The sequence below is a fragment of the Arthrobacter methylotrophus genome (assembly GCF_039539965.1).
Classification (GTDB): domain Bacteria; phylum Actinomycetota; class Actinomycetes; order Actinomycetales; family Micrococcaceae; genus Arthrobacter; species Arthrobacter methylotrophus.
In genome coordinates, this window is sequence record NZ_BAABED010000001.1 from 4759573 (window position 1) to 4772173 (window position 12601).

The 12601-nt window shown below is 63.9% G+C and carries 15 protein-coding genes; 4 read left to right on the forward strand and 11 right to left on the reverse strand.

The window, feature by feature from the left end:
* Positions 1–63 precede the first annotated feature (63 nt).
* From ABD884_RS24495 to ABD884_RS24510, 4 genes are all read right to left on the reverse strand, one after another.
* Positions 64–1488: an aspartate ammonia-lyase gene (locus ABD884_RS24495; RefSeq protein WP_345053809.1), complete on the reverse strand. Its 1425-nt coding sequence runs from the start codon at positions 1486–1488 to the stop codon at positions 64–66.
* Positions 1489–1537: 49 nt separating this feature from the next.
* Positions 1538–2539 (reverse strand): asparaginase, encoded by a 1002-nt coding sequence (locus ABD884_RS24500; protein ID WP_345055288.1) that lies wholly within the window; start codon positions 2537–2539, stop codon positions 1538–1540.
* 80 nt (positions 2540–2619) lie between these two features.
* A complete protein-coding gene (locus ABD884_RS24505; protein WP_345053813.1) occupies positions 2620–3426 on the reverse strand; it encodes a FadR/GntR family transcriptional regulator in 807 nt (268 codons plus the stop codon).
* Between the two features lie 89 nt (positions 3427–3515).
* On the reverse strand, positions 3516–3662 hold the full coding sequence (locus ABD884_RS24510) for a hypothetical protein (protein WP_345053816.1): 147 nt from the start codon (positions 3660–3662) through the stop codon (positions 3516–3518).
* Here ABD884_RS24510 and ABD884_RS24515 point away from each other — a divergent pair.
* Positions 3661–4275 (forward strand): hypothetical protein, encoded by a 615-nt coding sequence (locus tag ABD884_RS24515; protein WP_345053819.1) that lies wholly within the window; start codon positions 3661–3663, stop codon positions 4273–4275. The two genes, ABD884_RS24510 and ABD884_RS24515, sit on opposite strands and share 2 nt — an antisense overlap.
* Here the strand turns inward: ABD884_RS24515 and ABD884_RS24520 are convergent.
* Entirely contained in the window at positions 4261–4638 is a 378-nt protein-coding gene (locus ABD884_RS24520) for a hypothetical protein (protein ID WP_345053824.1), read from the reverse strand. The genes ABD884_RS24515 and ABD884_RS24520 overlap by 15 nt on opposite strands.
* Positions 4639–4745: 107 nt before the next feature.
* On the opposite strand from ABD884_RS24520, the gene ABD884_RS24525 reads away from it, so the two are divergent.
* Complete coding sequence (locus tag ABD884_RS24525) at positions 4746–5786, forward strand: glycosyltransferase family 4 protein (protein ID WP_345055291.1); 1041 nt, start codon at positions 4746–4748, stop codon at positions 5784–5786.
* 33 nt (positions 5787–5819) lie between these two features.
* On the opposite strand, the gene ABD884_RS24530 is transcribed toward ABD884_RS24525, so the two are convergent.
* The 3 genes from ABD884_RS24530 to ABD884_RS24540 form a co-directional block, all read right to left on the reverse strand.
* A complete protein-coding gene (locus tag ABD884_RS24530; protein WP_345053827.1) occupies positions 5820–6437 on the reverse strand; it encodes a uracil-DNA glycosylase family protein in 618 nt (205 codons plus the stop codon).
* Between the two features lie 133 nt (positions 6438–6570).
* Positions 6571–6966 (reverse strand): RNA-binding S4 domain-containing protein, encoded by a 396-nt coding sequence (locus ABD884_RS24535; RefSeq protein ID WP_345053831.1) that lies wholly within the window; start codon positions 6964–6966, stop codon positions 6571–6573.
* A gap of 54 nt (positions 6967–7020) precedes the next feature.
* Positions 7021–8055, reverse strand: a complete 1035-nt coding sequence (locus ABD884_RS24540; protein WP_345053834.1) for an aldo/keto reductase — start codon at positions 8053–8055, stop codon at positions 7021–7023.
* Between the two features lie 243 nt (positions 8056–8298).
* Between ABD884_RS24540 and ABD884_RS24545 the strand changes: the two genes are divergently transcribed.
* A complete protein-coding gene (locus ABD884_RS24545) occupies positions 8299–8790 on the forward strand; it encodes a flavin reductase family protein (RefSeq protein ID WP_345053837.1) in 492 nt (163 codons plus the stop codon).
* A gap of 89 nt (positions 8791–8879) precedes the next feature.
* Here ABD884_RS24545 and ABD884_RS24550 read toward each other — a convergent pair whose 3' ends face one another.
* Positions 8880–9707 carry a hypothetical protein gene (locus ABD884_RS24550; RefSeq protein WP_345053841.1) on the reverse strand — a complete coding sequence of 276 codons (828 nt, stop codon included), beginning with the start codon at positions 9705–9707 and terminating at the stop codon, positions 8880–8882.
* A 98-nt stretch (positions 9708–9805) separates the two neighbouring features.
* On the opposite strand from ABD884_RS24550, the gene ABD884_RS24555 reads away from it, so the two are divergent.
* The gene (locus ABD884_RS24555) at positions 9806–10210 is read left to right on the forward strand and encodes a YchJ family protein (protein WP_345053844.1); all 405 of its coding nucleotides are present in this window, start codon (positions 9806–9808) and stop codon (positions 10208–10210) included.
* Positions 10211–10225: 15 nt separating this feature from the next.
* On the opposite strand, the gene ABD884_RS24560 is transcribed toward ABD884_RS24555, so the two are convergent.
* Entirely contained in the window at positions 10226–12178 is a 1953-nt protein-coding gene (locus ABD884_RS24560; RefSeq protein ID WP_345053851.1) for an acyl-CoA dehydrogenase family protein, read from the reverse strand.
* Positions 12179–12242: 64 nt separating this feature from the next.
* On the reverse strand, positions 12243–12545 hold the full coding sequence (locus tag ABD884_RS24565; protein ID WP_345053854.1) for a hypothetical protein: 303 nt from the start codon (positions 12543–12545) through the stop codon (positions 12243–12245).
* Between the last annotated feature and the right edge of the window lie 56 nt (positions 12546–12601).

The following is a 12601-nucleotide window of genomic DNA, read 5'->3' on the forward strand; positions in this document are numbered from 1 at the left end:
AGCGCTCAGGCCCGACGGCGGCCGGTGCGCGCCGCCGTCGTCGGATGATCTGTTCGGCTCAAGTTATTTACTGAGGTTGGCGAGACGTTCGGGACGAAGCAGTTCGTCGAGCTGCTTCGAGGTCAGCAATCCGTGCTCAAGAACGAGCTCGGCCACACCCTTGCCGCTTGCCAGTGCTTCCTGGGCGATGGCAGTTGCGGAGGAATAGCCGATGTGTGGATTGAGGGCCGTGACGAGTCCGATCGACTGCTCTACGGTGAGACGCAGGTGTTCGGTGTTCGCGGTGATGCCCCGGATGCAGCGTGACGTGAGTGTGCGGCACGCGGCTTCCAGATGGGAGATGCTCTTGTGGAGGCTGTGGACAATGATTGGTTCGAAGGCGTTCAGTTGGAGCTGGCCTGCTTCTGCGGCCATGGTGACTGTGACGTCGTTGCCGATGACCTCATAGGCCACCTGGCTGACCACTTCCGGGATCACCGGATTGATCTTGCCTGGCATGATGGACGATCCCGACTGCACAGCCGGGAGGTTGATCTCGCCCAGTCCCGCTCGCGGTCCGGAGGACAGCAAGCGGAGGTCGTTGCAAATCTTGGAAAGCTTGACGGCGACACGCTTGAGCACGCCGGAGAGGTGGACGAAGGCGCCTACATCCTGGGTCGCCTCGATGAGGTCGACGGCGGTCACCAGCGGCAGTCCCGTGATCTGGCCCAAGTGCCGGCACGCTGTCGCCGCGTATCCAACAGGGGCGTTCAACCCGGTGCCGATGGCGGTGGCGCCCAGGTTGATTTCGTGGATCAGCAGTTGGGACTCCGCGAGTCGTGCCCGGTCCTCGCCAACCGTCACGGCGTAGCCGCCGAACTCCTGGCCGAGGGTCATGGGGACGGCGTCCTGGAGCTGGGTGCGGCCCATCTTGACCACTGTGCGGAATTCCTGACCCTTTTCCGCAAAAGCCACTTCGAGTTCTTGGAGCGCGGCGAGGAGGCCCTGGACCGAAAAAATAGTGGCCAGGTTGACGGCCGTGGGATAGACGTCGTTGGTGGACTGGCTGAGGTTGACGTGATCGTTCGGGTGCAGCCTGGCGTAGTCGCCTTTGGGGTGTCCCAGGATTTCGAGGGCCCGGTTGGCGATGACCTCATTGGCGTTCATGTTGGAACTGGTGCCGGCCCCGCCCTGAATGACGTCCACCATGAATTGCTCATGGAGCTTGCCGCCGAGGATGTCCTGGCAGGCTTGCTCGATGGCGTCTGCCCGCTCTGCGTCGAGGAGGCCGAGTTCGCGGTTGGTCCGTGCGGCGGCAAGCTTGACTGCCGCGAGGCCCTTGACGAGGTTGGCGTTGCTGGCCAGTGGTTGGCCGGTGATGGGGAAGTTCTCGATGGCACGCAGCGTGTGTACGCCCCAGTAGGCATCCGCGGGGACGTCTCGGTCGCCGAGGAGATCGTGTTCCGAGCGGAACGCCGGAGTTGTGGTGGTTTGCACGGCGGTTGTCATTGCTGTCCTTTGCTCGTCTGTGCTTCTTTGACTGCGTCGGTTGGATGCGTCAGTTGGATGCGAGGAAGTTCGCGGCGCGCAACACGCCCACCGGGCGGCCGCCGCCCAACACAGGTGGGCTGGCAAGCGTGGCGAGCTGGCCGCCGTCGAGCCCCAAGGCCTCGAGGACGCGCACGGTGACGGGCATTCGGGCGCGGTCCCCGCCGTCGGAGATCTTGATGGCGACGCCGGTGCCGTTCCGCAAGCCGATCAGCTGAAGGCCTTCGAACCCGTCCTTGGCGAGCAAGCCCGGAACCGCGCGCATGATCGCCGTGACGTCGCGGCCCTCTCCGGCCACCATCTGGGGGAAGGCGCGCATCGCGTGGGCGACTTGGCCTTCCGCGCCCTTGTTGTCCGCCGCAGCCATGCGGCCATAGGCGCGGGCCATTCCGCGCAGGCTGTGGGCGAAGAGCGGCGTGCCGCAACCGTCCGTGCTGACGGCGGCCGCGTCTTCACCCGTGAGCTCGGTGATGGTGTCCCTCACGAGGACCTGGAGGGGATGCCCGGGGTGCAGATAGCCCTGGACAGGCCAGTCGTTGATCACGCAGGTAGCGGCCATGGCCGCGTGCTTTCCTGAACAGTTCTGCGCGAGCTGCGTGGGCTTGCCGCCGGCGCGGAGCCACTCTTCGCGCTCGGCTGTGCCATAGGGGAGGTCTGTGCTGTTTTCCAAGGCGCTCACGTCCAAGCCGTGCATTTCGAGGATGCGGGCGGCGCCTTCGAGGTGCATCGTGGCGCCTGAGTGGCTTGCCGCGGTGAGGGCGAGGAGGTTCTCCGGAAGCCTGAGTCCGGCGCGGACCATCGCGACCGCCTGCAGCGGTTTGAGGGAGGACCGTGGGTAGAACGCGGCGTCGGGCTCGCCTGCTTCGATGAGGGTCTCACCGTCTGGCCCGACGGCGATGAGGGATCCGTAGTGAACGCTCTCCACGAGGCCGTCGCGGGTTTGTTCCGCGAGCGGCACGTGGCGCGGAGTTGCCTGGAGAGTGGTGTTTCCGGGCTCGATGGTTTCCGGCATTGTGGTTTCCGGCAGTGTCGTTTTCGGCGCGGCCGTGTGCGTTGCATGCGGGGTGGGCATGGCTTCCTTCAGTTGGTGGATCACGTGCTGAGGATGGTGTCCAACGCAACGCCCACGGCGCTGAGATGGTCGGCCATCGCGGCTTCTGCGGCTGTGGCGTCGCCGGATTCGATGGCTTCGAGGATGCGGAGGTGCTCGTTGTCTGAAGCGTGCTGGCGGTCGGCCACCATGTTCAGGGTTTCGGATTGGTGGGCCAGTGCCTCGCGGATATCCGCGACGACGCTTTCGAAGACCTTGTTGCCACTGGCGCGGGCGATGGCCGAATGGAAGGTGGCGTCGAGGCCTACCCAGGTCTCGGGATCTGTCTCGCCGAGCATGGACTCGACGATTTCCTTGAGGTGTTCAAGGTCTTCGGGGGTGCGGCGTTTTGCGGCCAGGCCGGCTGCGGGAACTTCGATATGTGGGCGGGCCTCGTTGAGGTCCCGGGCTGAATACTGGCCGAGTGCGAGGTCATTGGCTACCCGGTCTGCGACGACGAACGTGCCTTTGCCGGTCTTGGTGACCGTCAGTCCGAGCGCATTGCAGGAGCGCAATGCTTCGCGGATGACCGAGCGGCTTACCCCGTACTGCGTGGCCAGGGTGGCTTCGGAGTTGAGCTTGGCTCCGACTTCCACGGTTCCGTCTTCGATGTCCTGCCGGATGGCACTGAAGACCGATTCCGCAGCACTGAAGCGGGCGAGGGGCCGGGGGTTTGATTGCCTCGCCGCCTGGGCCGCTCGGGGGACGGCGCCGCTTGTGGCGGTGCGCTGACCAGTCGCAGCTTTCTGGCTGACGGCTGGCTGTCCGGTGGCGGCCTGTCCGGCTGTCCGGCTGTCTGACAGGTTCACACCTAAAATATGGCACAGCTCACAGGGCGGTGTCAATGCTGGCCGGCTTGCTGGCTAAACCTCGACTTAAATGCTGAATGTCCCCAGATCTAATTGTGCGTAGCCAGAACATCCGGAAGCTCCTTGATCGAGGCGTCATCGAGCCGATTGGCGACGGTAGGAAGGACGTACCGCCTCCGCCTGGAACCGGCACTAGTGAGGCGAACTAACTCCTGCCGGAGCATACTTGCATCCATGGCCAACCGTCCGCGCGGGGGATGGGATTCAACGACACTGACAGCACCGCCCATCACCGTGGAGGTGCCGGTGCTCAGTGTTGGGGCGGGACCTTCCGACTATGAGGAGTTGGCTCGCTACGTCTGGGCCCTGCGCAGGCCGCGGGGACTGCACATGACGCTGCTGCACCTGGGGGTCGCAGAGGACTTTTGCCGGGACGTAACCCAGTGGACCAAAGGCATCACCAGCGCCGAGTCGGCCATGGTTGGGACTGTTTCCTGGCTTGAGGCACTACCTGTGTTGGAAGCCTTTTCCGGCAGCTCCGAAAGTCTGATCGCGCTAGGCCGCGGTGGAGTATGTGGACTGGAGATTGCCGTGCCCGCCTTCGTGCGTGACTACCAGCTCGCCCTGGTCCGCGGCCTTCACGAACTCCTGGATGAGCTGCTTGTCGACAATATCGACGACTTCATCCTCAGCTCTCCAGCCCTCGGATTCCGCTCGCCCCGTTGGGTACCCCACGTGGCCGTGGGCAGGCCAAAGTACAGAGGCCGTGGGCCGTGGGAGATTGGACGCGTGGGGGTCGAATTCGGCGAATCGCGGATCAGGAACCGTCAATTCCTACCTGGCTTCTGAGCCGGATTGTCCGTGCTTGATGGACCGGAGCAGGTACGCGGTGGCAGCCGCACCCGTCGTCGAACTGGCTGCAGCGACCATGAGCCAACGCCGGCTGCGGGCATGATTCCAACCTGTCGCGAGGGCGGCGATGGCGGCAGGCGCGCTGATCGGGGCGACGGGCGCGTAATAGCGGCCGGGGCTTCCGGCTCCAAAGGGAGACCGGGGGAGTCCAGGAGTTGTTTCCGAGGCCGCGACCCGGTCCGGAATTTTCACGAGGGCTTCATAGAGATTGCCGAAGGACCAGTGCGCGTGGCTGAACTCCGCGATGTCCAAGAGCCGATCAGCGATCACGTCTCGACGGTCTGCGGAAATCTGTGCCATGCCCACAATCTACCGCCGATGCCCGGCGCCTTCCACGCCAGCCGTGGGGGCGCTAAGGTCGACTCCATGGCCCGAATGCTTGAGTCTCGATCCGGAGGGCCGGCGTGATGGAGGAACAGCCCTTGGTCAAGATCCGCCTGATTTTGCCCGCAAATGTGCACCATCGTTCCGGGGGAAACATCTACAACGCGAGGCTGGCTCAATCTCTTCGCTCCCTAGGCGCGGAAGTTTTGATCCACGAGCTCGACGGCGGGTGGCCGTCCGGATCCTCCGCAGACAGGCGTCTTCTTGCTGACGCGCTCGCCGGGGACGAGGTGCACGTTCGTATTATCGACGGCCTGATTGCGGCAGGCGGCCCAGCGGAAATCGAGGCCGCAACCGCTGCAGGGCACCGCGTGTGGGTTTTGCTCCACATGGCACCTACGGAGGAGCAGCCACAGGGGTCAGGTGGACTCGGCGCAGCGACGGGCATTCTCTGCACCGCCTCCGGAACCGCCGAGGCCGTCAGGCAGCGGGGCCGGAGCAACGTGCACGTGGCGAGCCCCGGTGTAGACCGCGTGGAGGAGCTGCGGGCGTTGCCGAGCGCGCGACGGGCTTCGGCGGCACCGCATTTCATCGTTGTGGGTGCGCTGCTCCCCAATAAGGACCAGATCCTTTTTGTCGAAGCGCTCGCCCGGATCAAGGAGCTGCCATGGACCGCGGCGCTTGTGGGCTCAACGGAAGCGGACCGCTCCTACGCCGAAGCCGTGCAAGACCGCATTTCCCACCACGGACTCGAAAAGCGGGTGGAAATAACCGGCGAACTTTTCGGATCGGCTTTGGACGGACAGTGGCGCTGCGCGGACCTCAGCCTGTTGATTTCACGCTCGGAGTCCTTCGGCATGGTCGTTCTGGAATCCCTGGCCCACGGGATACCAGTAGTGGTCCGCAAAGGAACCGGCGCAGTGGAGGCGCTCGGGGCCTACGGGGCAGGCGAAGCCATCGACCTCACGGCAGGACTCGACCCCTTGGAACAGTTTCTTCGGACATGGCTCAGCGATGCGACCCTGCGGCGGAAGTGGTGGGACGCGGCCGCGTCGGCTAGCCATGCGCTGCCGCGATGGGAAGACACAGCACGGCGGGTCCTTGGCGTCGTCACGGGGCCGTAACCCTCCCCCGAAGCCGGGCCTGGCTAGATTCGCCTATAGGTGCTGGATACCCGCCCGCTGCATGGCGTCCCGGTAGGTTTCGATGTTCTTGGCCAGGAGCTCCTGCTGCTTCGCCTCGGACAGGGCAAAGGCCCGTCCGCCGAGCGCGCTCGCTTTGTACACCTTGATCCCGTGTTGCCGGAGCGGCGAATGGTAGGTCTTCTCGAAGAGCGCCAGAAAAGCCGCAGTCTCTGCGCCATGCGCCACGACGGCGGACACCCTCTTGTTGATTTTGAGGAACTGGCGGAACGGGCGGAGCCCATCGGTCTTTTCCTGTGCGCTGAGGGCCGGCGGCAGTTCGACGTCACGGACCCATGGATAACAGTTCCACGGCATGACATAGCGGACGTCCAATTCCGCCGAGTCATAGATGAGTTGCGCACGCCGGGCGGCGTCGTCGTCGTTGAGGTGCGAAACGAAACCCGAGGTAGGGGTCCGGCCCGGGCTGGTCTGCAGGGTGACAATCCGGCATTCGTCCTCGTCATGCACCGGATCGATGTAAGGCACGGAAGAACCAGGTCTTTTGGCCATGAGTTCGTCGCACAGCTGCGTCACGGCAGCAATATTGGGCTCCTGTAGCAAGGCCCTTTTTTCGTCCCAGTCAATGGTCACGTTCTCTCCTTCGGCAGCGCGGCGTCCAGAATCGGCGTCCCTTGCCACTTTACGCGTCGCTCGCGCTCCTGCAGAGCCGAGGTTCAAAACTGCCCGACGCCGGCCCGGCACCCCCACGCTTTGGTGGGCGGGGCTACTGCCCCTTCAGCCTCTCCATTTCGCGCCGGTCCTTCTTGGTGGGCCGTCCCGCGCCGCGATCGCGCTGCGGAAGTCCGAGGGCCGGGGCCGCGGGCCTCTCCGGGGTGTGGTCGGTGAAGCAGTGGGACGCTGCCTCGGCACCTACCCTTTTGGCAATGAGACGGCGAACCTCGAGGATGCGTTCGAAGCCGGACTGGCGGACCCGGATGGTGTCGCCGATAATCACCGACTGCGAGGCTTTGACCGGGTTCCCGTTGATTCGTACGTGTCCTGCCCGGCAGGCGGTGGTGGCCGCGGAACGGGTCTTGTAGGCGCGGATGGCCCAAAGCCAGGCGTCGATGCGCACATTGCCGGTTTTTGATGCTTGGGCGGAAGTCGGAAGGCTAGTCATGATTGCGAATGAGTATAGTCGGCGCGCAGCCTGGACCGTTGTACGCGACGCTGGCTAACGGCGTCGGAGTTCCGCGAATTCAAGGTGGGGGACGACGGTTCCCGCGTCCCGCTCCAGGAAATTCGTGCCAGGGGCCACGATGTCATCAATGGCATCCAGGACGGCTTCGGTGAGGGCAACGTCTGCGGCCTTGAGGTAGTCGGTCAAGTGCTCCTCCGTCCGTGGACCGATCACCACGCTGCTCACGGCAGGATGGTTGAGGGCGAAGCCGACGGCCAATTGGATGAGGGTGAGTCCGTGCCGTTCGGCGACGCGGGCCAGAGCATCGGCCGCCAGGAGCTTGTTCCTGTTGAAAGGTGCCGAGACGTCGAAGCGCCCGGGAACTGCCAACGCCCGGGAGCTTGCTGGCTGTGGAACGCCCACCCGGTAGTTCCCGGAGAGCCAGCCGCCGTCGAGCGGTCCGTAGCTGAGCACGCCAAGGTTGTACTGCTGGGTGATCGGAAAGACATCCCGCTCGTTGGCGCGCACCAGCAAGGAATAGGGCACTTGGTCGACTACCGGCGGCACGAGGTGGTTCGTCGTCGCGATCCATTGTGCCTCGACAAGTTGCGCAGGCGTGAACACCGACGTTCCGTAATAGAGGATCTTGCCCTGCCGGATGAGGTCGTTGAGGGCCATGATGGTTTCCAGGACGTCTGTGTTGTAGTCCGGGCGATGCGCTTGGTAGAGGTCGATCCTGTCTGACTGCAGGCGGTTGAGGCTGCCCTCCACGGCTTTCATGATCCAGCGCCGGGAATTCCCCGCGTGCGCAGGATTCGGCCCCATTTGTCCGTGGAACTTGGTGGAAAGGAAAACATCGTCACGCCGCCCATGGAGGGCCCGGCCCACAATGGCTTCCGCCTCGCCTTGCGAATAGATGTCCGCGGTGTCGACGCTGGTGATTCCGGCGTCGAGGGCAGCATGGATAATGCGGATGCTTTCTTCGACGCCCGTGGGTGCAGAACCGGTCCCAAGGTTCAGGGTGCCCAAGGTAAGGGGGCTGATCAGGGCGCCTGTGCGTCCCAGGGTTCGAAGCTCGTTGAGGCTCATCTCCGGCTTCCTCCGTGAAGAATCAAGGCTGTGCAATGGATTGACACGACGCTACACATGTCGTGGCCGGGACACTCGAAAAGCGTACAAATTCTTCGTTTTTCGTATTGCGGGGTAATGAAAACAGCACATGTCGAATGATGAATTGACGTGAATCGACACGCGAATACACAAATATTGCCGTTATCGGCATCCAGTGAATTAGTAGGAAGGCAGGCACGAAACTACAGAGAAAGGGACCCCATGACCCAGGCAACGGTGGATGGAGCCGCTTCGATCAAACAGGCGTTCGCGCAATTTCCCTCAGGCGTGGCGGCGTTCAGCGCCATGGTTGGCTTCGCGCCGGAGGCCCTGGTGGCATCCAGCTTCACAGTGGGAGTCTCGCTCGAACCGCCGCTGGTCATGTTCGCGGTGAACAACTCCTCCACCACGTGGCCCAAACTCCGGAGCGCTCCTCGCCTAGGGGTTTCCATCCTGGCCCAGGGCCAGGAAGCCGTGTGCCTGCAGCTCTCCTCGCGGACGGAGGAGCGATTCGCGGGCCTTGCGACCTCCACGAGCGACGCCGGTGCGGTGTTGATCGACGGCGCGGCACTGGCGCTTGAATGCCAAGTGGTCTCCGAGACCCCTGCGGGCGACCACGCAATTGTGGTCCTCGAAGTGAAGTCCGTGGAAATCAACCACGACGCCGAGCCCCTCATCTACCACGGGGCCGGGTTCAGGCAACTGGCCGCCTGAGCGGACCCCTCCCCAACTAGCTCGCAGTTGTTGTCGTTTTCGAGCGTCAAAACGACAACAACTGCGAGCTAGTTGGGCGGGCGGGCTAGTCAGTTGGGCGGGCGGGCTCCGGCGGAGGCTGTGACGCGGCCGGACGAGGCAGCCTTGCCGCCATGCGGGTCTCCCACGCGGCCGCGGATTGGCGGGGCAGTCTCTGGTGGCGGGGCAGCCTCTGGCTGGGTCGCTGACCCCGTCTGGGTTGCTGCTTCCTCGGCACGCGCTGCGGCCCGGGCATCAGCCTCGGCAACAGCAGCAGCCCATTCGCTGTTCATGACCGGAGGATCCTGCTTTACCGTAACCACAAACGGATGTTCCTTCGCCTGGGTGGTGGCGACAGCCGTGGCGGTGGCTGCGATTCCGGCCTTGACCTGGGCGGGCTTGGGCCACTTACGTGGGTTCACCAGTGACTTCCACGAGAAGTTCCGGATAGCAGACCACGCAGTGGACCACACCAGCTTGACGGTCGTCAGGATTCCAGGACGCGGCTCTCCGGGAACAAGCAGAGCCGGTTCAGGGGTGCCGGGCTCCGCCGTCGTCGACTCTTCGAAAACCGCCTTCAGGGCGGGGGCGCGCCGAGGCCGTGGGGGCAAGTGTACAACCGGGCCGACATCGCGTTTCGGGAAGATCCCCACCATGGCAAGCAAGATGATTGAAACCAGCTTCGCGACGCCGACCAGGACCAAAGTGATCGCGACCAAGATCCCCAAAGAAAGGAACATGAGCAAAGCCAGTCCGAGCGTGCCGAAAAAGGTCAGATTGAGGCCAAGTGTTGTTGGATCCTCCACGTAGCCTCCCGAGTCAGAGTTGTGTGGTGGGCGCCGCAACCGTCGGTCCGCGGGCATGTCTTCAAGCGTACGGTCGAAATCCGAAGGAATCACCCGCCGAACTGCGCGTCGCCGAGGTTGTATCGAAGCTGTTACATGTTGTGACAATATTTGTTAGCTAGCTCTCACCTTCTCCTCGAGATAGGGCTCCAATGCCATTCGATCCGGCCCGCCTACGCAACGGCGCCTGCCCTTGCCTGTCCGGCGAGCAGTACATAGAGTGCTGCGGACGCTTCCACAGCGGAGAGACCGATGCTCCGACGGCGGAGCAGCTCATGCGCTCCCGCTACTCGGCCTTCGCGGTCCTTGATAGCGACTACCTGCTGCGCACGTGGCACCCCGATACCAGACCTGCAGTACTGGAGCTGGATCCCGATATCGAATGGCGGCGACTGGACATCGTGGCAACGCGCGACGGCGGTCCCTTGGATGGTGAAGGATCCGTCGAGTTCACGGCGCACTACCGTTCCGACGGCGAACGCGGCGTCCAGCGTGAAGTCAGCCGCTTCCTGCGGATCGACCGGCGCTGGTACTACCTCGACGGCGAGGTCGGCTAGCCGCCTCCGTTGGGATCAGCGGTACTTTCGGTGCAGGTCTTCCTTCAAGGAGGCACCGGGAGAGGCATCGGCGATCCACGGCCCTGTTCCTTCGGAGGGGTCCAGGATTCCGGCCTCGAGCCAGGTGTAGTCTCCAGCGAGCACGTTGGAGGACAATTCGTGATCGACGTCGTCGGTGTTCTTCCACAGTTGCTCGAAGTATCCGTCCACCCGGATTCTTGCCTGCTCGCAGTAGGCCTCGGCGAGCTCGTAGGCCGCCGCGCCTTGCTCCGGCACGGTCCGCAGCAGCATTTCGGCCCGCGAGCAGCATGCCGCCATGGCAAACAATTCCGCCCCGATATCCACGATCCTGCCGAGGAAGGCCTGTTTGTACTCGAGCCTCGCCTGCCAGCGGCTCATCCCATAGAACGTCTGCCGGGCGAGCCGACGCGAAGCCCGCTCCACATATCTCAATTGCTTGGCCAAGCGCCCAAACTCGCCGTAAGACCTGGGGTCCATGCCGGCTCCGGCCACAAGCTTGGGGAGCCATTTGGCGTAAAAACCTGAGGCGCCGACGGCGGCACGCGCCTTCTCCTGCAGTGTTGCGTCCGCGGAAGCCAGCTCGCCTGCCGCCGAAAGGTGGGCGTCGACGGCTTCGCGGGCGATGAGCAGGCGCATGATCTCGGACGAACCCTCGAAGATCCGGTTGATGCGCATGTCCCGCAGAAGTTGTTCCGCCGCCACCGCGCGTTCTCCGCGTGCCTCCAAGGAATCCGCGGTCTCGAACCCACGACCACCACGGATCTGCACCAGCTCATCGGCCACCAGGTAACTCAGCTCGGTGGACCAAAGCTTGGCCAAGGCCGCCTCGATCCGCACGTCCTTCTGACCGGCGTCGGCCATTTCGGCGGAGAGCTCAAACACGGCTTCAAGCGCAAAAGTGGTGGCGGCAATGAACGCGATCTTCTTCCCGACCGCCTCATGCTTACCGACCGGGCGCCCCCATTGCGTCCGGGCGTTGGACCATTCGCGGGCGATCTTCAACGACCACTTGCCCGCGGCGACGCACAGCCCGGGGATGGAGAGCCGGCCAGTGTTCAGCGTCGTGAGGGCGATCTTGAGCCCTTGGCCCTCGCGTCCCAGCCGGTTCGCTGCGGGCACACGGACTTGATGGAAGCGCGTCACGCCGTTCTCGATGCCCCGCAAACCCATGAACGCGTTGCGGTTCTCGACGGTGATGCCGGGGGAGTCCATCTCCACTACGAACGCCGTGATCCCGCCCTGGTGCGCCGTCCCATCGGGGCCCGTGCGGGCGGGGACGACGGCCATGACCACGACCAGTTCGGCAATCACGCCGTTGGTGGTCCAAAGTTTCACTCCGTCCAAAAGGTAGGACCCGCCGTCGTCCGCTGGAACTGCGGTGCAGCCCATCCGGGCGGGATCGCTTCCGACGTCGGGCTCTGTCAGGAGGAACGCCGTGATGGCGCCGGCGGCGCAACGGGGCAGGTACTCCCGCTTTTGTTCGGACGTGCCGAAGACCTTGACCGGCTCAGGGACGCCGATGGACTGGTGGGCCGAAATCAGGGCGCCGAGGCTCGGATGGACCGACCCCAGGAGCGCCAGGGCCCTTCCGTAGTAGACCAGTGACAGACCCAGCCCGCCGTACTCACGCGGAATTTTCATGCCGAAGACGCCTAGCTCGTTGAGGCCGGCGAGGTATTCGTCCGGGATTTTGGCATCGCGCTCGATCATGCGCCCGGACATCGTGCCGCAGAATTCCGCCAACTTGGCCATGAACTCTTCGCCACGCTCGATGTCTTCGGCCCTGGCCTGTGGCCAAGGATGGATCAGTCCAAGATCGAAATCCCCCAGGTACAGTCCCTTCGCAAAACTTGGGCGGTTCCATTCCGTCTCGCGGGCGGCCTCGGCGACGGCGCGGGCTTCTGCGGCCGTGACATCGGTGCTCTTGTTTTCAGTGGCGGAGGTCATGGGAGGACTCCTCTTGCCGGTTGTGCCGGTTCGAGCCCAGGATCCGCCTCGGGTGGGGGACCCTTCAGCTGTCCCTCAATGCTACTCGCGGGTAGGTACCTGTGCTAGGGGAGGTTTGCGATGGGAATTCCACCGGCAGTTCCACTTTTCCGGTCTGGTGAACCAGCAGATCCCAGGCAAAATTGATGCCGCGGACCAGCCCACCCAACACATTCTTAACGGTGTACCAGGCGAGGCTCCCCGCTCCGACCAACGCAAGCGTGGCCATGGCGGCGGCCGCGATGAAGGCTGCCAGAACCAAGCCAAGGACGAGTGTTCCCACGAAGACGTAGGTGCTGGTGTCTAAAGTCGTAAAGTCGAACTGCATTGGGTCCCCTCCGCAACGCTGCCAAAGCCGACGTAGGATTCTCGACGACGTTGGTG